Source organism: Streptomyces sp. LHD-70, assembly GCF_031157275.1.
In the GTDB taxonomy this organism is placed as follows: Bacteria; Actinomycetota; Actinomycetes; order Streptomycetales; family Streptomycetaceae; genus Streptomyces.
On the sequence record NZ_JAVIFW010000006.1, the window covers coordinates 1 to 25,706 of the forward strand.

Sequence of the window (25,706 nt, forward strand, 5' to 3'; positions counted from 1 at the left end):
TTAAGGCTCCCAGTAGACGACTGGGTTGATAGGCCGGATGTGGAAGCACCGTAAGGTGTGGAGCTGACCGGTACTAATAGGCCGAGGGCTTGTCCTCAGTTGCTCGCGTCCACTGTGTTGGTTCTGAAACCACGAACAACCCCACCCATGGTCACGGGTGGTGCGGTTGACAGTTTCATAGTGTTTCGGTGGTCATAGCGTGAGGGAAACGCCCGGTTACATTCCGAACCCGGAAGCTAAGCCTCACAGCGCCGATGGTACTGCAGGGGGGACCCTGTGGGAGAGTAGGACGCCGCCGAACTAATTTTGATGAAGACGCTGGTCCCTGAACTTCGGTTCGGGGACCAGCGTCTTTTTGTTTTGCGTCACCTCGTGTTCACGTTGGGCCACCAACATCGCGAGGTATGGGGACAGTTGGAATGCTCAAGGCTGCCGGTGTCGGACTCGGTGACGAGGTCATCGTGCCGGCGTACGGGAACGCCGACGTGGCCGAAGCGGTCGTCCTGGCCGGAGGGATGCCCGTGTTCGCGGACATCGACCCGGCGACGTACTGCCTGGATGCAGCGGCAGTTGAAGCCGTAGCCACGGCTCGGACCGCTGCCGTGATCGTCGTTCATCGCTTCGGACGCCCCGCGGACATGGGGCAGTTGGGCGAAGTCGGGCGCCGGCGCGGGCTGCTCGTCCTCGAACAGGGCGAGAGCAGCGAGTCGTACGGCGAAGTGACGCGGAGGCAGGCGCACGCCAAGTACCTCGACGGGCGGCTCACCGGAGTGCGGACGCCCGAGCCTGCGCGCGGGCACACGTATCAGGAGTACGTCGTGCGCGTGCCCGGGAACGGGCGGCCCGACCGGGATGCCTTCGCACGGGCCATAAAGGGCAAGGGAGTTGACTGCCGTGTTCCGGTGAAGACACCTGTGCACCGGCTGCCGGAGTTCCGGCGGGATGTCGTACTGCCCGAGACCGAGCGGGCCGCCGACGAGACGCTCGCTCTGCCCATTCAGGGAAGCATGACGCGGCGGGAACTTCAGCGGCTCGTGTCCGCGTGCAATGCGCTCGGAGGACTGCTGCAGCCCGCGTTCTGAGCGTGATTAGCCGGTGCGTGCCGGTGGTTCGAGGCATCCTTCGAAACGGGGTATGATCTATTCCGTTGCCGCGCGGGAGACCGCGAGGACAACAGGCCCCTATAGCTCAGTCGGTAGAGCGTCTCCATGGTAAGGAGAAGGTCTGCGGTTCGATTCCGCATGGGGGCTCCGACAGAGAAGGCCCCGCCCGTTGATTCGGGCGGGGCCTTTTCGCGTTGTACGGGGGGAAGTTGAGCCCCCGGGTCAGTCCTGGTGGGGCTCCGGGACGCGCATCGCGAGGATCGCCATGTCGTCCGACGGGGCGTCCGAGGCGAAGCGTTCGACGGCGCGCATGATGCGGGCCGCGACGGCGCCGGCGGTCAGGCCCGTGCACGTGGTGAGGACGTCGGCGAGGCCGTCGTCGCCCAGCATGCGCGTGCCCTCGCGGCGCTCCGTGACGCCGTCGGTGACGCAGAGCAGGACGTCGCCTGGGTCGAGCGTCGTCGTCTGCTCGTACAGCTCCAGGTCGTCCATGACGCCGAGGAGCGGCTGGGGTTCCGCGTACGGCTCGACCGTGCCGTCCTGGCGGAGGCGGAGCGGGAGCGGGTGGCCCGCGCAGACGATCTTGAGGATGGCGGAGCCGTCCTCCTGCGGCCACAACTCGCCGTAGAGCAGCGTCAGGAAGCGGCTGCGGGCGCCCTCGTCGAGGATGGCGGCGTTGAGGCGCTCCAGGACGGCCGGGCCGCCGAAGCCCTCGCGGGCCAGGAGCCGGAGGGCGTGCCGGGCCAGGCCGGTGACGGCGGCGGCCTCCGGGCCCGTACCGCAGACGTCGCCGATGGCGAAGCCGTACGCGCCGTCGCGGATGGGGAACAGGTCGTAGAAGTCGCCGCCGACCTCGTTGCCCTCGCCGGCCGCGCGGTAGATGACCTCGACCTCGACGCCGGGGACCTCGGGGAGCTCCGGCGGCAGCAGGCTGCGCTGGAGGGACTGGCTGATGGCCATGCGCTCCGAGTACAGGCGGGCGTTGTCGAGGGCGAGGGCGGCCCTGCGGGAGAGGTCCTCGGCGAGTTCGAGGATCTCCTGGCGGAAGTGCTCCTCGGTGGGCTTGCCGAGCGTGAGCATGCCGATGACGCGGTTGCGGGCGACCAGGGGCAGGACGACGGTCTCGCCGCCGACCGCGGCCGCCGTGGCGAGGGACGTGCCGATGCCGGTGCCGAGGCGGGGCGGTTCGCCCAGGCCCAGGCTGCGCATGGAGGTGCGCAGGGCGGCCTGGTGCGCGGCGTCGGCGGGGGCGCTCCACACGCGGGCGCCCGGGGTCGGGACGGGGTCGGGCGGGGCGATGCGGGAGAGCAGGGCCTTGAGGCCGTCGATGCGCTCCTCGTCCTCGTGCAATACGTACGAGAGATACGGCTCGGAGGACTGGTCGGCGATCGTGTAGACCGCGCACCAGGTGGCGAGGGTGGGGACCGTCATCTGGGCCATGAGCGCCAGCGTCTGGTCGCGGTCGAGGGTGCCGGCCAGGAGGTCGGAGGCCTCGACGAGGAAGGAGAGGGAGCCTCTGCGGAGCCGCTCCAGCTCGCCGAGGCGGGCCGACTCGACGGCGAGGGCGATGCGGTCGGCGGCGAACTGGAGGCGCAGGGCCTCCTCGTTGGAGTACCGGCCGGGGGATTCCGCGGCGACGCCGAGGGAGCCGGTGAGGCGGCCCTCGACCTTCAGCGGGACCGTGACGACGGAGCGCATCCCGGTGCCGTTGAGGAGCGGGGAGGCGCCGGGGACGACGGTGAGGTCCTCGTGCACGGAGGGCATCCGGGCGGATCCGTACCGTCCCGTTCCGGCTTCGACGGGGACGCGGGCGAAGCGCTGGCGGGCGGAGGGGAGGCCGGTGGAGGCGCGGACCTCCAACTCCGTCTCGTCGTCCGTGGCGAGGAGCAGGAAGGCGGCGTCGCCGTCGAGCATGTCGCGGGCGCGTTCGACGGTGCGCTGGAGGAGGCCGTCGAGGTCGTCGGGCGCGGGGGAGCCGATGAACGCGTCGAAGGGGTCGGCGCCGGTCTGGCCGTCGGGGACGGAGGCGGCGTCGGGGGCGGGGCCGCGCAACGGCGTCTGCAGGACGGCGCGTTCGTGGTCGCGGACGAGGAGGCAGACCGTGGAGGGCTCGCCGTCGGTGTCGCGTACGCGGAGGTGGGAGGCGTAGACCGGCACGACGCGGCCGTCGGCGCCGCGGATGCCGTAACTGCCTTCCCAGCGGGAGAGTTGGAGGGCCTCGGCGATGCCGGTGCCGGTGCCGGGGGTGTGCGGCCAGGCGGCGAGGTCGGTCAGGGGCTTGCCGTTGACTTTTTCCGCCGGGTACCCGAAGAGTGTCTCGGCGTCCTCGTTCCAGGCGGAGACGTTGCCGGTGCGGTCGATCTGGACTACGGCCACGCGGACCCGGGTGTCGGCGAGCGGCAGGAGGTCGGTGGCGATCACGGGGCCTGCCGTGCGGGTGCCCACCATGCGTTCCGGGAGGTCGAGTTGGAACCAGACCTGCTTGTGGGTGGGGGTGTAGTCCACGCCCCAGCGGGCGGCGAGCGCTGCGCAGAGTTGCAGGCCGCGGCCGCCTTCGCGGTCGGGGCTGCCCATGGTGTGCACGGACTGCTGGAGCGGGATCTCGCGTTCCGGGTAGCGGTCGGCGACCTCGATGCGTACCGAGTCGTCGGAGCGCAGGCACAGGACGTCGGCGGTGGTGCCGGCGTGCACGACGGCGTTGGTGACGAGCTCGCTGGTGAGGACGACCGCGTCGTCGACGATGTCGGCGTGGCCCCAGCCCTGAAGGGTGTCGCGGACGAACGTCCTGGCGGATGCCACGGACCGTCCGAGGGGGTCGAAGGTGGCAGCCGCCCGCGCGGTGATCACACTGCTCCTAGTTCGAGTGTCGACGCCGAGATCTCCCATGCCCATGCTGCGGCCGCCCCTCCGATGCGCGTCTGCCCGCCGTTGTGCCTTCCGCCGCCCAGGCCGGGCGTACCGGGGTGGTTGGACAGCCGGATGCCAGGTTACTTACCTTCGCGGTCTATGCGGATGCCGGTCGACAGTGTTTCCGCCCGGAGGGTGCGGGGACGCTGTGCAAAGCTGCCGAACTGTTATGGCCTGGTTCAGGCATGGTGAAACACTGGGCAGGTTCCGAATGAAGGCGGAGCACCCCAGCAAGTGGTCGACCCCTGCGGGAGGGACACAGTGGAGTCTGGCGCGGCGGCGCGTGGTACTGGCACGCGCGCAAAAGGCGGCCCGTCCCGAAGCAAACAGCGAAGTGGGACCACCGCGGTCGACACCGCGGCTCTGAACCGGCTGCTCACGGCGCTCGTCGCGATGCGTGACGGCAATTTCCGGAAGCGTCTGACCGTCTCCAACGACGGTGTGATGGCCGAGATCGCGGCCGTGTTCAACGAGGTCGCGGACCGCAATCTGCACCTGACCGGCGAGCTGGCGCGGGTGCGGCGCGTGGTCGGGCGTGAGGGAAAGCTCACGGAGCGCCTGGAGCACGGTGCCGGCGAGGGCTCGTGGGTGGCGGCGATCGACGCGTCCAACGCGCTCGTGGACGATCTTGTACGTCCGGTCTCCGAGGTCGGCCGGGTGCTCTCCGCGGTTGCGGAGGGTGACCTGGAGCAGCGTATGGAGCTCAAGGCGCCCGCTCCCGACGGGGTGGCCCAGCATCCGCTGCGGGGTGAGTTCCTGAAGGTCGGCCGTACGGTCAACAACCTTGTCGACCAGCTGTCGCGGTTCACCGACGAGGTGACGCGGGTGGCCAGCGAGGTCGGTACGGAGGGCAAGCTCGGCGGTCAGGCCCGGGTGCGCGGTATGTCCGGTTCGTGGAAGGACCTCACGGATTCGGTCAACACCATGGCGTACCGGCTCACCGCGCAGGTACGTGACATTGCTCTCGTCACGACGGCCGTGGCCAAGGGTGATCTGTCACGCAAGGTGACCGTTCATGTCGCGGGCGAGATGCTCGAGCTGAAGAACACCGTGAACACGATGGTGGACCAGCTGTCGTCGTTCTCGTCCGAGGTGACCCGGGTCGCGCGCGAGGTCGGTACCGAGGGTGAGCTGGGCGGCCAGGCGAAGGTGCCGGGCGTGGCCGGTGTGTGGAAGGACCTCACCGACTCGGTGAACCTGATGGCCGGCAACCTCACGGCGCAGGTGCGCGGCATCGCGCAGGTGACGACGGCGGTGGCGAGCGGTGATCTGTCGCAGAAGGTGACGGTCAACGCACGCGGCGAAGTGGCCCAACTCGCCGAAACGATCAACCAGATGACGGAGACGCTGCGCACGTTCGCCGACGAGGTGACCCGTGTGGCGAACGAGGTCGGCGCCGACGGCCAGCTCGGCGGTCAGGCCAATGTGCCGGGCGCGGCGGGCACGTGGAAGGACCTCACCGACTCGGTGAACACGGTTTTCCGGAACCTGACGACGCAGGTGCGGGACATCGCGACGGTGACGACGGCGGTGGCCAACGGCGACCTGTCGCAGAAGGTCACCGTCGATGTCGCCGGTGAGATGCTGGAGTTGAAGAACACCGTCAACACGATGGTGGACCAGCTGTCGGCCTTCGGTTCCGAAGTCACGCGGGTGGCACGGGAGATCGGTGTCGAGGGTGAGCTGGGCGGCCAGGCGCAGGTGGTCGGCGCGGCCGGTACGTGGAAGGACCTGACGGACTCGGTCAACACGGCCTTCCGCAACCTGACGGGCCAGGTGCGCAACATCGCCCAGGTGACGACGGCGGTGGCCAACGGCGACCTGTCGCAGAAGGTCACCGTGGACGTGTCCGGCGAGATGCTCCAGCTGAAGAACACCGTGAACACGATGGTGGACCAGCTGTCGAGCTTCGCCGACCAGGTGACCCGTATGGCCCGTGACGTGGGTACGGAGGGCCGCCTCGGCGGTCAGGCGCGCGTGGACGGCGTCAGTGGTACGTGGAAGGAACTGACCGACTCCGTCAACTTCATGGCGGGGAACCTGACTTCACAGGTGCGGCAGATCGCGCAGGTCACGACGGCGGTGGCGCGGGGTGACCTGTCGCAGAAGATCGACGTGGACGCGCGCGGCGAGATCCTGGAGCTGAAGAACACCATCAACACGATGGTCGACCAGCTCTCCGCGTTCGCGGACCAGGTGACGCGGGTGGCCCGCGAGGTGGGTACGGAGGGCCGGCTCGGCGGTCAGGCGCAGGTGCCCGGTGTGGCCGGTGTGTGGCGTGACCTGACGGACTCCGTGAACGGCATGGCGGGCAACCTGACGGGCCAGGTGCGCAACATCGCGCAGGTGGCGACGGCGGTGGCCCGCGGTGACCTGTCGCAGAAGATCGACGTGGACGCGCGTGGCGAGATCCTGGAGCTGAAGAACACCCTCAACACGATGGTGGACCAGCTGTCGGCCTTCGCCGAGCAGGTCACGCGGGTGGCCCGCGAGGTGGGTACGGACGGCATCCTCGGCGGCCAGGCCGAGGTGCAGGGCGTGGCGGGTACGTGGAAGGACCTCACGCAGTCCGTGAACGGCATGGCCAACAACCTCACCTCGCAGGTGCGGAACATCGCCGAGGTCACGACGGCGGTCGCCAACGGTGACCTGTCGAAGAAGATCACCGTCGACGCGAAGGGCGAGATCCTCGAACTCGTCACCACGGTGAACACGATGGTGGACCAGCTGTCGTCGTTCGCCGAGCAGGTGACGCGGGTCGCCCGAGAGGTGGGCACGGAAGGCCAGTTGGGCGGTCAGGCGCGGGTGCCGGGTGTCATCGGCATCTGGAAGGACCTGAGCGACAACGTGAACCTGATGGCCAACAACCTGACCAGTCAGGTGCGGAACATCTCCCAGGTCGCCACGGCGGTCGCCAACGGTGACCTGACGAAGAAGGTCACGGTGGAGGCGCGCGGCGAGGTCGCGCAGCTCGCGGACACGGTCAACATCATGGTGACGACGCTGAGTTCGTTCGCCGACGAGGTGACCCGAGTCGCCCGCGAGGTGGGCACGGACGGCATCCTGGGCGGTCAGGCGCGGGTGCCGGGCGTCGCCGGTACGTGGAAGGACCTCACCGAGTCGGTGAACTCGATGGCGTCCAACCTGACCGGTCAGGTGCGCAACATCGCGATGGTCACGACGGCCATCGCCAAGGGTGACCTGACGAAGAAGATCGACATCGATGCGCGCGGCGAGATCCTGGAGCTGAAGACGACCATCAACACGATGGTCGACCAGCTCTCCAGTTTCGCCGAGCAGGTGACCCGGGTGGCCCGAGAGGTGGGCACCGAGGGCCAGTTGGGCGGTCAGGCGCGGGTGCGGGACGTGGACGGCACGTGGCGCGACCTGACGGAGTCCGTGAACGAGATGGCCGGGAACCTGACCCGGCAGGTGCGCGCCATCGCGGCGGTCGCGACAGCGGTGACCCGCGGCGACCTGAACCTGAAGATCGACGTGGACGCCTCGGGCGAGATCCAGGTGCTGCAGGACAACATCAACACGATGATCGCCAACCTGCGTGACACCACGATCGCGAACAAGGAGCAGGACTGGCTCAAGGGCAACCTGGCCCGTATCTCCGGTCTGATGCAGGGCCGCCGTGACCTGGAGGACGTCGCGGGCCTGATCATGAGCGAGCTGACGCCGGTGGTGTCGGCGCAGCACGGCGCGTTCTTCGTGGCCACGCCCACGGACGACGGCACGGAGCTGGCGGTCGAGGACGACGACGAGGCGTACGAGCTGCGGATGATGGGCAGTTACGGCTACTCGATGGGCTCGATGCCGACGTCCTTCAAGCCCGGCGAGACACTGATCGGCACGGCCGCCACGGAGCGGCGCACCATCCTGGTGGAGAACGCCCCGTCCGGCTATCTGAAGATCGCCTCCGGTCTGGGGGACGCGCCGCCGGCCCAGGTGATCGTGCTGCCGGTGCTGTTCGAGGCCAAGGTGCTCGGCGTGATCGAGCTGGCGTCGTTCCAGCCGTTCACGCAGATCCAGCGGGACTTCCTGAGCCAGATCGCCGAGATGATCGCGACGTCCGTGAACACCATCTCCGTCAATACGAAGACGGAGGTGCTGCTCAAGCAGTCGCAGGAGCTGACCGAGCAACTCCGGGAGCGTTCGGCCGAGTTGGAGAACCGGCAGAAGGCGCTGCAGGCCTCCAACGCGGAGCTGGAGGAGAAGGCCGAGCTGCTCGCCCAGCAGAACCGCGACATCGAGGTGAAGAACACCGAGATCGAGGAGGCGCGGCAGGTCCTGGAGGAGCGTGCCGAGCAGCTGGCGATCTCGATGCGCTACAAGTCGGAGTTCCTGGCGAACATGTCGCACGAGCTGCGCACGCCGCTGAACTCGCTGCTGATCCTCGCCAAGCTGCTCGCCGACAACGCGGAGGGCAACCTCTCGCCGAAGCAGGTGGAGTTCGCGGAGACCATTCACGGGGCGGGTTCGGACCTGCTGCAGCTGATCAACGACATCCTGGACCTGTCGAAGGTCGAGGCGGGCAAGATGGACGTCTCGCCGACGCGGATCGCCCTCGTACAGCTGGTGGACTATGTGGAGGCGACGTTCCGGCCGCTGACGGCGGAGAAGGGACTCGACTTCTCCGTACGGGTCTCGCCGGAGCTGCCCGCGACGCTGAACACGGACGAGCAGCGGCTGCTTCAGGTGCTGCGCAACCTCCTGGCGAACGCGGTGAAATTCACCGAGAGCGGTGCGGTCGAGCTGGTGATCCGGCCGGCCAACTCCGATGTGCCGGACGGCATTCGGGAGCAGCTGCTCGAGGCGGGCTCGCTGCGCGAGGCGGACGCGGACCTGATCGCGTTCTCGGTGACCGACACCGGGATCGGCATCGCGGGCAGCAAGATGCGCGTGATCTTCGAGGCGTTCAAGCAGGCGGACGGCACGACGAGCCGCAAGTACGGCGGTACGGGCCTCGGCCTGTCGATCAGCCGGGAGATCGCGCGGCTGCTCGGCGGCGAGATCCACGCGGCGAGCGAGCCGGGCCGTGGTTCGACGTTCACGCTGTACCTGCCGCTGCACCCGAGCGAGCTGCCGCCGCAGGGCTACTCGCAGCTGCCGCCGGTCCTGCCGGCCGGGATGGCGTCCATGGCTCAGGCGCTGCCCGCGGCGCCGGAGGAGGACGAGGCTCCCGTGGTGGAGGAGAGCGCGCCCGAGCCGGCCGTGCAGCCGCAGGCGCAGGCGCCGACGGCGACCTCCGGGACGTTGTTCCGGCGGCGCAGGCGCAGCGTGCAGGCCCCGGAGCAGCGCCCCGCACTGCCCGGCCAGCCGGCCCCCTCGGCGTCCTCCGCGTCCGCATCGTCCTCGGCCGCCGCACCGCAGTCCTCGCCCGAGCAGTGGCCCGCGGACGAGCCGGAGGAGAGCGCGCGCCCGACGTTCCACTTCGGCGGCGAGAAGGTCCTGATCGTCGACGACGACATCCGCAATGTGTTCGCGCTGACGAGCGTCCTCGAGCAGTACGGCCTGTCGGTGCTGTACGCGGAGAACGGCCGGGAGGGCATCGAGGTCCTGGAGCAGCACGACGACACGACGCTGGTCCTGATGGACATCATGATGCCGGAGATGGACGGCTACGCGACGACGACGGCGATCCGCAGGATGCCGCAGTTCGCCGGGCTGCCGATCATCGCGCTCACCGCGAAGGCGATGAAGGGCGACCGGGAGAAGGCCATCCAGTCCGGTGCGTCCGACTACGTGACGAAGCCGGTCGACCCGGATCATCTTCTTTCGGTCATGGAGCAGTGGATGAGCGGAGAGTGACATGTCATGACGTATTCGCGGACAGGCCAGGCGTAGTTGCTGACTGAACGTGGCCGATTCCGTGTAAGGCTGCGGGGATCGGGGAACTTTCCCGGTTCCCGCGCCGTTTCTGCTACGGGCACAGTGACATCGCGGTGACAGGGTGTGGCGACGAGTGGGGTGCAGTTACCATGACCGGCACAAGGACGGGCGGCGAGACGGAGTCGTCCCCTGGGGCGGCGACCGGTGCTCAGCCGGGACGAGGAGGACGGGCCATGGTGCAGAAGGCCAAGATCCTCCTGGTCGATGACCGGCCGGAGAATCTGCTTGCGCTGGAGGCCATCCTCTCCGCGCTCGATCAGACGCTGGTGCGGGCATCGTCCGGGGAGGAAGCGCTCAAGGCACTGCTCACGGACGACTTCGCGGTCATCCTGCTCGACGTCCAGATGCCGGGCATGGACGGCTTCGAGACCGCCGCGCACATCAAGCGCCGCGAGCGGACCCGGGACATCCCGATCATCTTCCTCACGGCCATCAACCACGGCCCCCACCACACCTTCCGCGGATACGCGGCGGGCGCGGTGGACTACATCTCGAAGCCCTTCGACCCGTGGGTGCTGCGCGCCAAGGTCTCGGTGTTCGTCGAGCTGTACATGAAGAACTGCCAACTCCGCGAGCAGGCCGCCCTGCTGCGCCTCCAGCTGGAGGGCGGCGGCAAGACCGCCGTCGGCGAGGCCCAGGAGTCCACCGGGCTCCTCGCAGAGCTCTCCGCCCGCCTCGCCGCGGTCGAGGAGCAGGCGGAGGCGCTCTCCAAGCAGCTCGACGACGACTCGGCGGATGCCGCCGCCGTCGCCACCGCCGCCCACCTGGAGCGCAAACTCACCGGCCTGCGCAGGGCACTTGACGCCCTCGAGCCCGGCGCCGACAGCGGTGCGCCCACGCTGCCCACGCAGAACTGACGGAAGCGGACCGGCCGCTGAGGACATGTCAGTCGCCGGACCCCGCAAGGGCGACACGGACGGGTGAAGCGGTGGGCACACGTGTCCGCCGTGGCCCGCGCAGGTAACCTCACCCTCATGGCCTCACGTCCGTCCGCAGCCAAGAAGGCGCCCGCGAAGAAGGCGGCCGCCCCCAAGAAGGCTCCGGCTAAGAAGGCCGTGGCGAAGAAGGCGCCCGCGAAGAAGGCTCCCGCCAGGAAGGCGGCGGCGAAGAAGCCCGCACCGAAGCCGGCCCCCAACCCCACCGGCGGCGTGTACAAGTTCGCGCGCGCCTGCTGGCTCGGCCTCGCCCACGCCGTCGGAGCCATGTTCCGCGGCATAGGGCGCGGAGCGAAGGGACTCGACCCGGCCCACCGCAAGGACGGGCTCGCGCTGCTGCTGCTCGGCCTCGCCCTGATCTGCGCGGCCGGCACCTGGTCGAACCTGCGCGGCCCCGTCGGCGACCTCGTCGAGATGCTCGTCACCGGCGCCTTCGGCCGGCTCGACCTGCTCGTACCGCTGCTGCTCGGCGCCATCGCCGTACGCCTCATCCGCCACCCCGAGAAGCCCGACGCCAACGGGCGGATCGTCATCGGCCTGTCCGCGCTCGTCATCGGCGTGCTCGGGCAGGTCCACATGGCCTGCGGGTCGCCGGGGCGCGGCGAGGGCATCGAGGCCATAAGGGACGCGGGCGGGCTGATCGGCTGGGGTGTCTCCCGGCCACTGGTCTTCGCGATGGGCGAGGTCCTCGCCGTACCGCTGCTCGTGCTGCTCACCGTCTTCGGCCTGCTCGTCGTCACCGCGACGCCCGTGAACGCCATTCCGCAGCGGCTGCGCCAGCTCGGCGAGACGCTGGGCATCGTCCAACCCGAGCCCGCCGCCGAGCAGTTCACCGCGGACGACGCGCGCTACGACGAGCAGTGGCGCGAGTCCCTGCCCGCCAAGTCGAAGCGCCGCGGCCGCCAGAGCCCGCCGGACGCGTACGACCCCGACCACGCCGAGGAAGAGGCGCTCAGCAAGCGCAGCCGACGGCCCCGACGCCCCAGCGCGCAGCCCGACTTCGACAAGCCGATGGACGCCGTGGACGTGGCCGCCGCTGCCGCCGCCGCACTCGACGGCGCGGTCCTGCACGGCATGCCGCCCTCGCCGCTCGTCGCCGACCTCACCCAGGGCGTCTCACCCGCCGAGCGCCCCGAGGAGACCACGCCGACGCCGGTCCCGACGGCCCGCCGCACGGAGCGGAAGCCCGTACCCGAGGACTCCGACACCGGCGAGCGCTCCGTCCCCGACCTCACCAAGTCGTCCCCCGCGGCGCCCCGCGATCTGCCGCCGCGCGCCGAGCAGTTGCAGCTCTCCGGCGACATCACGTACGCACTGCCCTCCCTCGACCTGCTGACCCGCGGCGGCCCCGGCAAGTCCCGCAGCGCCGCCAACGACGCGGTGGTGGAGTCGCTGTCCACGGTCTTCACCGAGTTCAAGGTCGACGCGGCCGTCACCGGCTTCACCCGCGGCCCGACCGTCACGCGGTACGAGGTCGAGCTCGGCCCCGCCGTGAAGGTCGAGAAGATCACGGCCCTGACGAAGAACATCGCGTACGCCGTGGCCTCGCCGGACGTGCGGATCATCAGCCCCATCCCCGGCAAGTCCGCCGTCGGTATCGAAATCCCCAACACCGACCGCGAGATGGTCAACCTCGGGGACGTGCTGCGCCTCGCCGACGCCGCCGAGGACGACCACCCGATGCTGGTCGCACTCGGCAAGGACGTCGAGGGCGGCTATGTCATGGCGAACATGGCGAAGATGCCGCACATCCTCGTCGCCGGCGCCACCGGCTCCGGAAAGTCCTCCTGCATCAACTGCCTGATCACCTCGATCATGGTCCGCGCGACGCCCGAGGACGTCCGGATGGTCCTGGTCGACCCCAAGCGCGTGGAGCTCACCGCGTACGAGGGCATCCCGCACCTGATCACCCCGATCATCACCAACCCGAAGCGGGCCGCCGAGGCGCTGCAGTGGGTCGTACGAGAGATGGATCTGCGCTACGACGACCTCGCGGCGTACGGCTTCCGGCACATCGACGACTTCAACGAGGCCGTCCGCAACGGCAAGGTGGAGCCGCCCGCGGGCAGTGAGCGCGAGCTGCAGCCGTACCCGTACCTCCTGGTGATCGTGGACGAGCTCGCCGACCTGATGATGGTGGCGCCGCGGGACGTCGAGGACGCGATCGTGCGGATCACGCAGCTCGCGCGGGCCGCCGGCATCCACCTGGTGCTCGCCACCCAGCGGCCCTCCGTCGATGTCGTCACCGGTCTGATCAAGGCCAACGTGCCGTCCCGTCTCGCCTTCGCCACCTCCTCGCTCGCCGACAGCCGCGTCATCCTCGACCAGCCCGGCGCCGAGAAGCTGATCGGCAAGGGCGACGGACTCTTCCTGCCGATGGGGGCGAACAAGCCGACGCGGATGCAGGGCGCCTTCGTCACCGAAGCCGAGGTCGCCGCGGTCGTGCAGCACTGCAAGGATCAGATGGCGCCGGTCTTCCGCGAGGACGTCACCGTCGGCACCAAGCAGAAGAAAGAGATCGACGAGGACATCGGCGACGACCTCGACCTGCTCTGCCAGGCGGCCGAGCTGGTCGTCTCCACCCAGTTCGGGTCGACCTCGATGCTGCAGCGCAAGCTCCGCGTGGGCTTCGCGAAGGCGGGCCGCCTGATGGACCTCATGGAGTCGCGGAACATCGTCGGGCCCAGCGAGGGATCCAAGGCGCGTGACGTTCTTGTGAAGCCTGACGAACTGGATGGAGTGCTCGCCGTGATCCGCGGGGAGGCTCAACCGTAGTAACCCGTCAGCCGAGACTCCACTGAAAGGATTCGGCAGGCAACCGTTTCCCTTTCCCGTACGTCAAGTTGGAAAGAGTCGGAGGGGAGACGGAAGGATGCCTTACCGGCGGTTCGTCACTGGTGAGACCGGCCGTACCGATCGCGTACGAATGGCGTACAAACTGCATCCGCCCGCTTGCCCCACCCTTTCGTAACCCCCCTAGACTGAACGTCCAGCAGGTGGCTGCACGCTCGAAAGGCGCCCTCGTGTCCATCGGCAACTCTCCTGAAGAAGACCGTCCTTCGATCCACGAAGACGACCGGCCTTCGGTCGGCCGTGCCCTCCAGCAGGCGAGAATCGACGCGGGCCGCACCGTCGAAGAAGTCAGCGCGGCGACGCGGGTGCGCGTCCCGATCGTGCACGCCATCGAGCAGGAGGACTTCTCCCGCTGCGGCGGCGATGTGTACGCGCGCGGCCACATCCGCACCCTCGCACGCGCCGTGGGCGTCGACCCCGAACCACTGGTAGCGCAGTACGACGCCGAACACGGCGGCCGGCCCGAGCCCACGCCCGCCGCACCGCTCTTCGAGGCCGAGCGCATCCGGGCCGAACCGCGGCGGCCCAACTGGACCGCGGCCATGGTCGCCGCCATCGTCGCGGTGATCGGCTTCGTCGGCTTCACGCTGTTCAACGGCGGGGGCGACGGCCAGGGTTCGAAGAACCCGGTCGCCGAGGGCTCCCCGTCGAGCGGCGACACCGAGTCGAAGCCCGCCCCCAACAAGCCCGACCCCAAGCCGGACCCGACGGACAGCGCGATCGCGGGCGCCCCGAAGGACAAGGTCACCGTGATGGTCACCGCCGACGACGGCCGCAGCTGGATCTCGGCGAAGGACCACAACGGCGCGATCATGTTCGACGGCCTGCTCGAGGAGGGCCAGTCCAAGTCCTTCACGGACAAGCAGAAGATCGACCTCGTGCTCGGTGACGCAGGAGCGATCAAGCTCTTCGTCAACGGCAAGGAGGTCAAGGACGAGTTCAAGCCCGGCCAGGTCGAGCGCCTGTCGTACACCCGCGGTGACAACGGCGGAGCGCCCGAGGTCGGCTGACCCCGGACGCCGCCGCGAGGCCCGGTTCCCCTTGGGGACCGGGCCTCGCGCTTGCCGCAGGGCCGCTCGCGTACCGCCGGGAACCTCGCGGCAGGGCGGCCGGTGGGGACGAAGTACGCTTGACCCCATGCCCGAACGCCGTACCGTCGCTCTCGTCACTCTTGGCTGCGCCCGTAACGAGGTGGACTCGGAGGAACTCGCAGGCCGCTTGGAGGCGGACGGCTGGCAACTCGTCGAGGACGCCTCGGACGCCGATGTAGCCGTGGTCAACACCTGCGGATTCGTCGACGCCGCCAAGAAGGACTCCGTCGACGCCCTGCTCGAAGCCAATGACCTCAAGGATCACGGCAGGACCCAGGCCGTCGTGGCCGTGGGCTGCATGGCCGAGCGGTACGGCAAGGAGCTCGCCGACGCCCTGCCCGAGGCCGACGGCGTGCTCGGTTTCGACGACTACTCCGACATCTCCGGCCGCCTGAACACCATCCTCAGCGGCGGCAACGTGGAGGCGCACGCCCCGCGCGACCGCCGCAAGCTGCTGCCGCTGAGCCCCGTCGAGCGCCAGTCCGGCGCCGATGATGTGGCGCTGCCCGGGCACGCCCAGGCGCCCGAGAACGAGCCCGCAGACCTGCCGGAAGGACTGGCTCCGGCGTCCGGTCCGCGCGCCCCGCTGCGCCGCCGCATGGGCAGCTCGCCGGTGGCCTCGGTGAAGCTCGCCTCCGGCTGTGACCGCCGCTGCTCGTTCTGCGCGATCCCGTCCTTCCGCGGCTCATTCATCTCGCGACGCCCCAGCGACGTACTCAACGAGACGCGCTGGCTCGCCGAGCAGGGCGTCAAGGAGATCATGCTGGTCTCCGAGAACAACACCTCGTACGGCAAGGACCTCGGGGACATCCGGCTGCTCGAGTCGCTGCTGCCCGAGCTCGCCGAGGTCGACGGGATCGAGCGTGTGCGGGTCAGCTACCTCCAGCCCGCCGAGATGCGGCCCGGCCTCATCGACGTGCTGACCTCGACCCCGAAGGTCGCGCCCTACTTCGACCTGTCCTTCCAGCACTCCGCGCCCGGCGTGCTGCGCGCGATGCGGCGCTTCGGCGACACCGACCGGTTCCTGGAGCTGCTCGACCAGATCCGGAGCAAGGCCCCGCAGGCCGGTGCCCGGTCCAACTTCATCGTGGGCTTCCCCGGCGAGACCGAGGAGGACGTGGCCGAGCTGGAGCGCTTCCTGAACGGGGCGCGCCTGGACGCGATCGGCGTCTTCGGGTACTCCGACGAGGACGGCACCGAGGCCGCCACGTACGAGAACAAGCTGGACGAGGACGTCGTCGCCGAGCGGCTCGCGCGGATCTCGCAGCTGGCCGAGGAGCTGACGGCGCAGCGGGCCGAGGAGCGCGTCGGCCAGACGCTGAGCGTCCTGGTGGAGTCGCTTGACGGCGAGGACGGCGCCTTCGGCCGGGCCGCGCACCAGGCGCCCGAGACGGACGGCCAGGTGGTGTTCGCGGACGGTGCGGGCTTGACTGTCGGTCGTATGGTCGAGGCGAAGGTGGTCGGAACTCTGGGTGTCGACCTGGTGGTGGAGCGGGTTTCTGAGGAGGCGGGCAGATGACCGGAGTCCCGGCATCGGCGGCGGGTGGCACCGGCCGGCAGCCGGCACCCGGCGGCAAGCTGGGGGCTGCGGCCGTCAATCAGGCCAGCCTGTGGAACATCGCGAACATCCTGACGATGGTGCGGCTCGTGCTCGTGCCGGTCTTCGTCGCGCTGATGCTCGCCGAGGGCGGGTACGACCCGGCCTGGCGCGCGTTCGCCTGGGCCGCGTTCGCCATCGCCATGATCACCGACGTCTTCGACGGGCACCTGGCGCGTACGTACAACCTCGTCACCGACTTCGGGAAGATCGCCGATCCGATCGCGGACAAGGCGATCATGGGCGCCGCACTGATCTGTCTCTCCTGGCTCGGCGATCTGCCGTGGTGGGTGACCGGCGTGATCCTCGGCCGGGAACTCGGCATCACGCTGCTGCGCTTCTGGGTGATCCGCTACGGCGTGATTCCGGCCAGTCGCGGCGGCAAGCTGAAGACGCTCTCGCAGGGCATCGCGGTCGGGATGTACGTCCTCGCACTGACCGGGCCGCTCGCGACGCTGCGGTTCTGGGTGATGGCCCTCGCGGTCGTCCTGACCGTGGCCACCGGCCTCGACTACATCCGGCAGGCGATCGTCCTTCGACGCCAGGGACAGGCCGCCGAGGAGCACGCGGCGTGACCGACTCCAGGGCGGCCGAGGTGCTGGGGCTGCTCGCCCGGCGCGGCCGGACCCTGGCTGTCGCTGAGTCTCTGACCGGCGGACTTGTCGCCGCGGAGCTCACTTCCGTGCCGGGTGCATCGGCTTCGTTCCGCGGTTCCGTGACGGCGTACGCGACGGAACTCAAGCAGGGTGTGCTCGGTGTCGACGGAGCCCTTCTGGCCGAGCGCGGAGCGGTCGATCCCGACGTGGCGCGGCAGATGGCGCGGGGGGTGCGCGAGGCGCTCGGCGCGGACTGGGGGATCGCCACCACCGGGGTCGCCGGCCCCAAGCCACAGGACGGAAAACCCGTCGGAACGGTGTATGTCGCAGTGATCGGTCCCGGCCACCGGGACGGAGACGTATCCGGCAAAGTCGTCGCGCTGCGGTTGAACGGCGATCGTTCGGAAATCCGTAGAGAGAGTGTACGGAGCGTGCTCGACCTGCTCGCAGACGAACTCATCGCGAACGAGCGGGCACAGGATACGGAACAGAACGGGGGGAATTGATGTTTGCAGCCCTGAGTGAACACGACATCGCTCCCCGCACGGCCGTCGCGCAAGGCGGTACGGTGGGGCGTGAAGGATGCGGCTACGCGGTCCGAGGAGGGAGCCACCGATGATTCTGCTCCGTCGCCTGCTGGGTGACGTGCTGCGTCGGCAGCGCCAGCGCCAGGGCCGTACTCTGCGCGAAGTCTCCTCGTCCGCCCGAGTCTCGCTCGGCTATCTCTCCGAGGTGGAGCGGGGGCAGAAGGAGGCTTCCTCCGAGCTGCTCTCCGCGATCTGCGACGCGCTTGACGTACGGATGTCCGAGCTCATGCGGGAAGTGAGCGATGAGCTCTCCCTCGCCGAGCTGGCCGAGTCGGCTGCCGCGGGCGAGTCCGCGCCGGTTCGCGAACCGGTGCCTGCTGTGCCTGCCGGAGTGCGTCCCATGCTCAATTCGGTGTCCGTGACGGGTGTGCCACCCGAGCGCGTGACGATCAAGGCACCCGCGGAAGCTGTGGATGTCGTAGCGGCCTGAGGGTGATCCAGGGCTGGGGCTTCTCTTCCGGCCTCAGCGCGTGAACTCCTGTCTTCTTCGAAGGCCCCGACCGGATCTGTCCGGTCGGGGCCTTCGTCGTGCTGTGTGGGGAGGCCGTGCTCGGTGGGGGAGTCGTGCTCTGTGGGATGTCGTTCTCTGTGGGGGAGTCTCGGTATTCGCTTCGAAGTGCCCGGGTTTGGGGCTCTGTGGGATGGTTGAGGGGGACGGCCGCCTGCCATCGAGTGCCATCGATTCCTCTGGGAGGACACGCATGTACGTCGTGAAGAGCCCGTTGTCCGACGCCGACCTGAAGACGGTCGGCGAAGCCTTGCAGGGCGCCCTGGTCGACCTGGTGGATCTGTCGCTGGTCGCCAAGCAGGTGCACTGGAATGTCGTCGGCCCCCGGTTCCGCTCCGTACACCTGCAGCTCGACGAGGTCGTCGACACTGCGCGGCTGCACTCCGACACCGTCGCGGAGCGGGCGGCCACGCTCGGGGTCTCGCCGGACGGCAGGTCGGCGACGGTGGCGCAGAGCAGCGGGATCGGTGACGTGCCGGACGGCTGGGTCAAGGACGCGGACGCCGTGCAGACGCTCGTGGACGCGCTCGGCGCGGTGATCGGGCGGATGCGGGAGCGGATCGACGCGACTGGTGAGGCCGACCCCGTCAGCCAGGACATCTTCATCGGCATCACGGCCGACCTGGAGAAGCATCACTGGATGTTCCAGGCGGAGAACAGGTGAGGTCGAGAGGGCGGGTTCCCCGGGCGTCCCGGGTGCCCCGGGTGTCCCGGGTCAGCCGCTGGTCGCGGGGCCGCGGCCGGATGGGCCGGGTTCGCCGCTGAACGCCGTTGTTCTTGTGGGGGGTTGCTGTGCTTCTGATGCTTCTGATGTCTCCTGCGCGCCGTCCCGTCGAGTGATCGCGCGGCGGGTACGGCATCGGCCGGAGGAGGCTGCCATGACGTGGCTCGGGCGGGAAGCGGGAGCGAGGTCGCTGCGCGGTGCGGTCCTCGTTGCCGTGGCGCTGGTGCTCGGGGCGGCGTGGTGGTGGGCCGCCCTGCGGCTCGTGCTCGCGCCGGGCCGTACGGGAGTCGTGGAGGGTGCGGTCTTCGCCGGTGGGTGGGGGCTGAGCGTGCTGCCGGTGCACTCCGTGCCGTTCACGCGCGCGGTGAGCGCGCGCCGGCGGGCGCGGCAGGAAGCCGCGTGCTGGCGGGCCGAGGCCGGGCACTGGCGTGCCGAGGCGGGTCGGCTGCGCGGCGACGTCAGGCGGGCGGTCACCAGGGCATGGCGACGCCGCCGTTCGGGCGGAGGATCTGGCCCGTCGTGAACGCCGCCGCGTCCGAGGCCAGATGCAGCACGGCGTGCGCCACGTCCTCGGGCGTACCGACCCGGCCGAGCGGCGACATCCGGGACATCAGCGCCTCGGTGTGCAGCTGCTCCTCGTCGTTGTTGCGCCGCTCGGTCATGGGCGTACGGATCCAGCCCGGTGCGACGGCGTTGACGCGGATGCCGTGCCGGCCGACCTCGGTGGCCAGGGTCTTGGTGAGCTGGACGACCGCGGCCTTGGCGGCGCCGTAGCAGAGGAGTCCGGGGCCGCCCGTGTCGACGGCGCCCGAGGCCATCGTGACGATCGAGCCCGGTCGGCCCGCGTCGATCATGGCTCGGGCCGCTGCCTGGCACGCGTACAGAACGCCCTTGAAGTTGATGGCCAGGACCCGGTCCAGGTCTGCGTCCGTGGTCTCCAGGACGGGGCTGCTGTGCATGATGCCGGCCACGGCCGCCAGTACGTCCAGGCCGTCCTCCTGCTGCGCCGTCCTGATCGCCGTCTCCACCTGCGCGCGGTCGGAGACGTCGAGCGTGTGCGTACGGGCCGTGCCGCCCGCGTTCTTGATGGCGGTGGCCGTCTCGTGCAGGCCCTGGGCGTCGCGGTCCGCGCAGTGCACGACGGCGCCTGCTTCGGCGAGCAGTACGGCACTCGCGCGTCCGATTCCGCTCGCGGCGCCCGTGACGAACGCGGTACGGCCGGTCAGGTCCTGGGCGGTGCGCACGGAGGTCGGCATGGTCGGACGGTACGAAGGATCTGACGGAGCGTCAATTGGTGGGGTGGGGCTGCGTGGTGGAGGTGTGCGCCGGGGTGGGGCCCTGTTGGCAGGTGGCGCACCAGTAGGTGACGCGGTCGCGGTTGTTGTTCTCGCCGCCCTGTTCGGCCGAGCGCACCGGGGTGCCGCAGCGCAGGCAGGGGCGCGGGGCGCGGCCGTACACGTAAAGGCGCTGGTCGCGGCGGCCCGTGGTGGAGCGGTCCGGGCGGTCGAGGTTGGCCTCCAGGAGCCGCTTCGCCGCGGCCACCAGGCGTACGGGGACGTCCTCGGGCAGCTCGCCGACCGGGAGCCAGGGCGTGGCGCGGGCCAGGAAGCAGAGCTCCGATTTGTAGACATTGCCGATGCCCGCGAGGTTGCGCTGGTCGAGCAGGGCGTCGCCGAGGGGGCGGGCCGGGTCCGCGAGGAGGTTGCGCACGGCCTGGTCCGGATCCCAGTCGGGGCCGAGCAGGTCGGGGCCCAGGTGGCCGACCGCGCGGCTCTCGTCGGTGGTGCGCAGGAGTTCCAGTACGGGGAGGCGGTACCCGACGGCTGTGTGGTGGTCGTTGCCGAGGATGGCGCGGATCTGGTGGGCGGGGCCGCCGCGCCAGCGCTCGCCCGCTGCGTACACCTTCCACGAGCCGTCCATCCGGAGGTGCGAGTGCAGGGTGAGGCCGCCCTCGATGCGGGTCAGCAGGTGCTTGCCGCGCGGGGTGACGTCCAGGACCGTGCGGCCGGTGAGGTCTGCGGTGGCGTATTGGGGGACGCGCAGGTCGGAGCGGGTGAGGACCTCGCCGGCGAGTGCACTGTGCAGTCGGCGGGCCGCCTGGTGGACCGTGTCTCCTTCGGGCATGTCGTCATCATCCAGGGGATGGGGTGGTGGGTGGCTGTTGGTGGGCGGTGGGCGGCTGATGGTGGGCGGCGAGTGGTGTCAGGCGCGGAGGCGGAGGCCTCTTGGGGTGGCGATGAAACCTGCGGCCTCCAGGAGGGGGCCGTGGGGGGAGGTGAGGGCCGCCGTCCCGTTGATCCGCTCCACGGTGACCGTGCCCAAGGCGCCCGCGCGGGCGGCCGAGGCGAGGGCTTCCGTGGCCGCGTGAAGTCTGGAGTCGTCGAGGGAGGCGGGGTCTTCCGGGTCGGTGGGCCAGGCGAGCAGGGTCTTGCCGCCGCGCTCCATGTACAGCGTGAGCTCGCCGTCCACCAGGACGACCAGCGAGCCTGCCTTGCGGCCCGGTTTGTGGCCCGCGCCGGTGGGTGGCTCGGGCCAGGCGAGTGCCGCGCCGTACGCGTTGGCGGGGTCGGCGGCGGCCAGGACGACCGCGCGCTCGGTGCCCGCGGGAGCGTCGCCGCGGTCGCGGGCGTTGGCGGCCGCACGCAGCCGGTCCACCGCGCCGTCCATCGCGAACTGTGCGGCGCCCAGGCCCTCCACCACGTACCCGCGCCGCGCCTGCCCGCTGTCCTCGAACGCCGACAGGACGCGGTACGTCGCGGAGAAGCCGCCCTCCACGCCCTCGGCGCCGACCGCGCCGCGCGTCACGACGCCGTGCCGGTCCAGGAGCGTGCGGGCCAGGGCGTGCGCGCGCCGGGTCGCGTCGGGCTCGTGGCCGGGGAGCAGCGACCAGCGGCCCGCGACCGTGGGCGGGCCGGTGCGGGAGACCGGGCGGGCGCCGGTGCGGGCGGCGGCTGTGAGCGAGCCGTACCGCCCGCGCGGGACGTTGCGTCGGGCGCGGTGTGCCGTGGAGCCCGCGGTGCGGCCGGAGCCGAGGAGGGAGCGCATGGGGGCGAGGGTGTCGTTGGTGAGCCGACCCGACCAGGCCAACTCCCAGATGGCGTCCGCCAGTTCCGGATCGGTGGCTTCGGGGTGCGTGGTGGCGCGGACCTGGTCGGCGATCTGGCGGAAGAACAGTCCGTACCCACCGGAGAGGGCGGTCAGGACGGACTCCTGCAGGGCCGTGATCTCCAAGGGGTGCGGTTCGGGGAGCAGCAGGGGCGCGGTATCGGCGAGGTAGAGGGAGACCCAGCCGTCCTTGCCGGGCAGGGCGCCCGCGCCGGCCCACAACACCTCGCCCGTGGTGGTGAGTTCGTCAAGGAGCGCCGGGATGTAGTCGCGCACGCGGGACGGCAGGATCAGCTTCTCCAGGGCGGACGCGGGGACCGAGGCGCCCTGCAACTGCTCGATGGCGCGCACCAAACCGTCGATCCCGCGCAGGCCGTGACTGCCCACGTGCTGCCACTGGGGCAGGAAGCCGGCGAGCGCGGCCGGTGGCACCGGCTCCAGTTCGTGCCGGAGCGCGGCGAGGGAGCGGCGGCGGAGCCTGCGCAGGACCGTGGCGTCACACCACTCCTGGCCGATGCCCGCAGGGTGAAACTCGCCCTGGACGACCCGTCCGCCCGCCGCGAGTCGGTGCAGCGCGCCGTCCGTGACGGCGGCGCCGAGGCCGAAGCGGGCGGCGGCCGCGGCGGAGGTGAACGGGCCGTGCGTGCGTGCGAACCGCGCGAGGAGGTCGCCCAGGGGGTCCTTGACCGGCTCGGTGAAGGCCTCCGGGACACCCACCGGCAGGGCCGTGCCGAGCGCGTCGCGCAGGCGGCCCGCGTCCTCGACCGCCGCCCAGTGGCCGGTGCCCGCGATACGGACCCGGATGGCGCGGCGGGCGCCGGCCAGCTCCTCCGCCCAGTGGGGTTCGGCGCCGCGCAGCGCCAACTCGGCGTCGGTGAGCGGGCCGAGGAGGCGGAGCAGGTCGGCGACGCCCTCCACGTCCTTGATGCGGCGGTCGTCGGTGAGCCACTGCAGCTCGCGTTCGAGCTCGGTGAGGACGTCCGCGTCGAGCAGCTCGCGGAGCTCCGCCTGGCCGAGCAGCTCGGCCAGGAGCCGCGAGTCCAGGGAGAGGGCGGCGGCGCGGCGTTCGGCGAGCGGGGAGTCGCCCTCGTACAGGAACTGCGCCACGTAACCGAAGAGCAGGGAGCGGGCGAAGGGGGAGGGCTCCGGTGTGGTGACCTCGACCAGGCGGACGCGGCGGGACTCGATGTCCCCCATCAGCTCGACCAGGCCCGGTACGTCGAAGACGTCCTGGAGGCATTCGCGCACCGCTTCGAGGACGATCGGGAACGAGCCGAACTCGCTGGCCACTTCCAGGAGTTGGGCGGCGCGCTGGCGCTGCTGCCACAGGGGTGTGCGCTTGCCGGGGCTGCGGCGCGGCAGCAGCAGCGCGCGGGCGGCGCACTCCCGGAACCGGGAGGCGAACAGGGCCGAGCCGCCCACCTGGTCCGTGACGACCTGGTCGATCTCGCCCTTGTCGAAGGCGACGTCCGCGGCGCTCACCGGTGCCTGCTCGTCGTCGTACTCCAGGCCGGGTTTGGCCGGGTCCTGGTCGAGCAGGTCGAGGCTCATCAGGTCGGCGTCGGGCAGGCGCAGGACCAGGCCGTCGTCGGCGTGCATGGCCTGGGCGTCCATGCCGAAGCGCTCGGTGAGCTTGGCGCCGAGGGCGAGCGCCCACGGGGCGTGCACCTGGGCGCCGAAGGGGGAGTGGACGACGATCCGCCAGTCACCCAGCTCGTCGCGGAAGCGCTCCACCACGATCGTGCGGTCGTCGGGCACGTGGCCGCAGGCCTTGCGCTGCTCTTCCAGATACGACAGGACGTTCTCGGCGGCCCAGCGGTCCAGGCCCGCCTCGGCCAGGCGGTGGTGGGCCTCCTCCTCGGTGAGGGCGCCGATCTCGCGCAGGAACGCGCCGAGCGCGCGGCCCAGTTCGAGCGGACGGCCCAGCTGGTCGCCCTTCCAGAACGGCAGCCGGCCCGGCACTCCGGGGGCGGGGGAGACCAGGACGCGGTCCCGGGTGATGTCCTCGATGCGCCAGGAGCTCGTGCCGAGGGTGAAGACGTCCCCGACGCGGGACTCGTACACCATCTCCTCGTCGAGCTCGCCGACGCGGCCGCCGCCCTTCTTGGGGTCCGAACCGGCGAGGAACACCCCGAACAGGCCGCGGTCCGGGATCGTGCCGCCCGACGTGACCGCCAGGCGCTGCGCCCCCGGGCGTCCTGTGACCGTGCCCGCCACCCGGTCCCACACCACGCGCGGGCGCAGCTCGGCGAAGGCGTCCGAGGGATAGCGCCCGGCGAGCATGTCCAGGACGGCCGTGAACGCCGACTCGGGCAGGGCCGCGAACGGCGCCGCGCGGCGCACCGTCGCCAGCAGGTCGTCCACCTGCCAGGTGTCCAACGCGACCATGGCGACCAGCTGTTGGGCCAGGACGTCCAGCGGGTTGGCCGGGACGCGCAGCGACTCGATGGCGCCGGACCGCATCCGCTCGGTGACGACCGCGGACTGCACCAGGTCCCCTCGGTACTTCGGGAACACCACGCCCGTGGAGACCGCCCCCACCTGGTGTCCGGCGCGGCCCACGCGCTGCAGGCCCGAGGCGACCGACGGCGGCGACTCGACCTGCACGACGAGGTCGACCGCGCCCATGTCGATGCCCAGCTCCAGGCTCGACGTGGCGACCACGGCGGGGAGCCTGCCCGCCTTCAGGTCCTCCTCGACGAGGGCGCGCTGCTCCTTGGACACCGACCCGTGGTGGGCGCGCGCGAGGACCGGCGGGGCGCCCTTGGCCGCACCGGACTCCGCCATCAGCTCGGCGGGCGAGTGGTCCTCGGGCAGCGGCTCGCCGGTGGCCCGCTCGTACGCGATCTCGTTGAGGCGGTTGCACAGGCGCTCCGCCAGGCGGCGGGAGTTGGCGAACACGATCGTCGACCGATGTGCCTGCACCAGGTCGGCGATGCGCTCCTCCACATGCGGCCAGATCGAGGGGCGCTCCCCCTGCGCGTCGTCCGCGTCGCTCGCCGGGGAGCCGCCCAACTCGCCCAGATCCTCGACCGGGACGACCACCGACAGGTCGAACTCCTTGCCCGACGGCGGCTGCACGATCTCCACCCGGCGCTGCGGGGAGAGATAGCGCGCGACCTCGTCCACCGGGCGCACCGTCGCCGACAGGCCGATGCGGCGGGCGGGGCGCGGCAGCAGTTCGTCGAGCCGCTCCAGGGAGAGCGACAGGTGGGCGCCGCGCTTGGTGCCCGCGACGGCGTGCACCTCGTCCAGGATGACCGTCTCGATGCCGGTGAGGGCCTCGCGCGTGGACGACGTCAGCATCAGGAACAGCGACTCGGGCGTGGTGATGAGGATGTCCGGCGGCTTCGTGGCGAGGGAGCGGCGCTCGGCGGCCGGGGTGTCGCCCGAGCGGATGCCGACCTTCACCTCGGGCTCGGGCCGGCCGAGGCGCACGGACTCCTGCCGGATGCCGGTCAGCGGCGAGCGGAGGTTGCGCTCCACGTCCACCGCGAGGGCCTTGAGCGGGGACACGTACAGGACGCGGCAGCGCTTCTTCGGGTCCGCGGGCGGCGGCGTGCTCGCGAGGCCGTCGAGCGCGGAGAGGAACGCGGCCAGGGTCTTGCCCGAGCCCGTCGGCGCGACGACCAGCACGTCCGAGCCCTCGCCGATCGCCCGCCAAGCGCCCTCCTGGGCGGATGTGGGCGCGGAGAAGGCTCCCGTGAACCAGCTGCGGGTCGCGGGGGAGAACGAGTCGAGCGCTGTCCGTGCCATGCTCCCCATCGTGCACCGCCCCACTGACAATCGCCCCGACCTGGGG

15 protein-coding genes, 1 tRNA gene and 2 rRNA genes are annotated in these 25,706 nt (G+C 70.6%); 14 read left to right on the forward strand and 4 right to left on the reverse strand.

Features of this window, described 5'->3' with window-relative positions; genetic code table 11:
- The 4 genes from RCO28_RS13090 to RCO28_RS13105 form a co-directional block, all read left to right on the forward strand.
- A 23S ribosomal RNA gene (locus RCO28_RS13090) occupies positions 1-97 on the forward strand; the annotation flags it as partial.
- Between the two features lie 87 nt (positions 98-184).
- Positions 185-301, forward strand: a 5S ribosomal RNA gene (gene rrf, locus RCO28_RS13095).
- 118 nt (positions 302-419) lie between these two features.
- Positions 420-1,082 (forward strand): DegT/DnrJ/EryC1/StrS family aminotransferase, encoded by a 663-nt coding sequence (locus RCO28_RS13100; protein WP_308941560.1) that lies wholly within the window; start codon positions 420-422, stop codon positions 1,080-1,082.
- 95 nt (positions 1,083-1,177) lie between these two features.
- Positions 1,178-1,250 (forward strand) — tRNA-Thr (locus tag RCO28_RS13105).
- 75 nt (positions 1,251-1,325) lie between these two features.
- Here the strand turns inward: RCO28_RS13105 and RCO28_RS13110 are convergent.
- The gene (locus RCO28_RS13110) at positions 1,326-3,995 is read right to left on the reverse strand and encodes a SpoIIE family protein phosphatase (protein ID WP_308941248.1); all 2,670 of its coding nucleotides are present in this window, start codon (positions 3,993-3,995) and stop codon (positions 1,326-1,328) included.
- 276 nt (positions 3,996-4,271) lie between these two features.
- Between RCO28_RS13110 and RCO28_RS13115 the strand changes: the two genes are divergently transcribed.
- The 10 genes from RCO28_RS13115 to RCO28_RS13160 all read left to right on the forward strand — a co-directional run bounded on the left by RCO28_RS13115 (position 4,272) and on the right by RCO28_RS13160 (position 19,322).
- Positions 4,272-9,827: a HAMP domain-containing protein gene (locus RCO28_RS13115; protein ID WP_308941249.1), complete on the forward strand. Its 5,556-nt coding sequence runs from the start codon at positions 4,272-4,274 to the stop codon at positions 9,825-9,827.
- A gap of 254 nt (positions 9,828-10,081) precedes the next feature.
- The gene (locus RCO28_RS13120) at positions 10,082-10,765 is read left to right on the forward strand and encodes a response regulator (protein WP_308941250.1); all 684 of its coding nucleotides are present in this window, start codon (positions 10,082-10,084) and stop codon (positions 10,763-10,765) included.
- Between the two features lie 117 nt (positions 10,766-10,882).
- Positions 10,883-13,618, forward strand: a complete 2,736-nt coding sequence (locus tag RCO28_RS13125; protein WP_308941251.1) for a DNA translocase FtsK — start codon at positions 10,883-10,885, stop codon at positions 13,616-13,618.
- A gap of 248 nt (positions 13,619-13,866) precedes the next feature.
- Positions 13,867-14,706 (forward strand): RodZ domain-containing protein, encoded by an 840-nt coding sequence (locus RCO28_RS13130; protein ID WP_308941561.1) that lies wholly within the window; start codon positions 13,867-13,869, stop codon positions 14,704-14,706.
- 127 nt (positions 14,707-14,833) lie between these two features.
- Positions 14,834-16,306, forward strand: a complete 1,473-nt coding sequence (gene rimO / locus RCO28_RS13135) for a 30S ribosomal protein S12 methylthiotransferase RimO (RefSeq protein ID WP_308941252.1) — start codon at positions 14,834-14,836, stop codon at positions 16,304-16,306.
- Entirely contained in the window at positions 16,303-16,959 is a 657-nt protein-coding gene (gene pgsA / locus RCO28_RS13140) for a CDP-diacylglycerol--glycerol-3-phosphate 3-phosphatidyltransferase (RefSeq protein ID WP_308941253.1), read from the forward strand. Before rimO ends, pgsA begins: the two co-directional genes overlap by 4 nt.
- Complete coding sequence (locus tag RCO28_RS13145; protein WP_308941254.1) at positions 16,956-17,486, forward strand: CinA family protein; 531 nt, start codon at positions 16,956-16,958, stop codon at positions 17,484-17,486. Before pgsA ends, RCO28_RS13145 begins: the two co-directional genes overlap by 4 nt.
- A gap of 109 nt (positions 17,487-17,595) precedes the next feature.
- Entirely contained in the window at positions 17,596-17,997 is a 402-nt protein-coding gene (locus tag RCO28_RS13150; protein WP_308941255.1) for a helix-turn-helix transcriptional regulator, read from the forward strand.
- A 271-nt stretch (positions 17,998-18,268) separates the two neighbouring features.
- Positions 18,269-18,739, forward strand: coding sequence for a DNA starvation/stationary phase protection protein (locus RCO28_RS13155; protein WP_308941256.1), 471 nt, complete (start codon positions 18,269-18,271; stop codon positions 18,737-18,739).
- Positions 18,740-18,953: 214 nt separating this feature from the next.
- On the forward strand, positions 18,954-19,322 hold the full coding sequence (locus RCO28_RS13160; protein ID WP_308941257.1) for a hypothetical protein: 369 nt from the start codon (positions 18,954-18,956) through the stop codon (positions 19,320-19,322).
- On the opposite strand, the gene RCO28_RS13165 is transcribed toward RCO28_RS13160, so the two are convergent.
- The 3 genes from RCO28_RS13165 to RCO28_RS13175 form a co-directional block, all read right to left on the reverse strand.
- Complete coding sequence (locus RCO28_RS13165) at positions 19,270-20,055, reverse strand: SDR family NAD(P)-dependent oxidoreductase (RefSeq protein WP_308941258.1); 786 nt, start codon at positions 20,053-20,055, stop codon at positions 19,270-19,272. The two genes, RCO28_RS13160 and RCO28_RS13165, sit on opposite strands and share 53 nt — an antisense overlap.
- 31 nt (positions 20,056-20,086) lie before the next feature.
- Positions 20,087-20,923, reverse strand: a complete 837-nt coding sequence (locus tag RCO28_RS13170; protein WP_308941259.1) for a DNA-formamidopyrimidine glycosylase family protein — start codon at positions 20,921-20,923, stop codon at positions 20,087-20,089.
- Positions 20,924-21,001: 78 nt separating this feature from the next.
- Positions 21,002-25,660, reverse strand: coding sequence for an ATP-dependent helicase (locus RCO28_RS13175; RefSeq protein ID WP_308941260.1), 4,659 nt, complete (start codon positions 25,658-25,660; stop codon positions 21,002-21,004).
- Positions 25,661-25,706: the final 46 nt, after the last annotated feature.

What these genes read in the sequence shown, in the direction of transcription:
- RCO28_RS13100 (WP_308941560.1), top strand. Translation starts at nt 420, where the DNA reads ATGCTCAAGGCTGCCGGTGTCGGACTCGGTGACGAGGTCATCGTGCCG.
- RCO28_RS13110 (WP_308941248.1), bottom strand. Translation starts at nt 3,995, where the DNA reads ATGGGCATGGGAGATCTCGGCGTCGACACTCGAACTAGGAGCAGTGTG.
- RCO28_RS13120 (WP_308941250.1), top strand. Translation starts at nt 10,082, where the DNA reads ATGGTGCAGAAGGCCAAGATCCTCCTGGTCGATGACCGGCCGGAGAAT.
- RCO28_RS13125 (WP_308941251.1), top strand. Translation starts at nt 10,883, where the DNA reads ATGGCCTCACGTCCGTCCGCAGCCAAGAAGGCGCCCGCGAAGAAGGCG.
- rimO (WP_308941252.1), top strand. Translation starts at nt 14,834, where the DNA reads ATGCCCGAACGCCGTACCGTCGCTCTCGTCACTCTTGGCTGCGCCCGT.
- pgsA (WP_308941253.1), top strand. Translation starts at nt 16,303, where the DNA reads ATGACCGGAGTCCCGGCATCGGCGGCGGGTGGCACCGGCCGGCAGCCG.
- RCO28_RS13150 (WP_308941255.1), top strand. Translation starts at nt 17,596, where the DNA reads ATGATTCTGCTCCGTCGCCTGCTGGGTGACGTGCTGCGTCGGCAGCGC.
- RCO28_RS13155 (WP_308941256.1), top strand. Translation starts at nt 18,269, where the DNA reads ATGTACGTCGTGAAGAGCCCGTTGTCCGACGCCGACCTGAAGACGGTC.
- RCO28_RS13160 (WP_308941257.1), top strand. Translation starts at nt 18,954, where the DNA reads ATGACGTGGCTCGGGCGGGAAGCGGGAGCGAGGTCGCTGCGCGGTGCG.
- RCO28_RS13165 (WP_308941258.1), bottom strand. Translation starts at nt 20,055, where the DNA reads ATGCCGACCTCCGTGCGCACCGCCCAGGACCTGACCGGCCGTACCGCG.
- RCO28_RS13170 (WP_308941259.1), bottom strand. Translation starts at nt 20,923, where the DNA reads ATGCCCGAAGGAGACACGGTCCACCAGGCGGCCCGCCGACTGCACAGT.
- RCO28_RS13175 (WP_308941260.1), bottom strand. Translation starts at nt 25,660, where the DNA reads ATGGCACGGACAGCGCTCGACTCGTTCTCCCCCGCGACCCGCAGCTGG.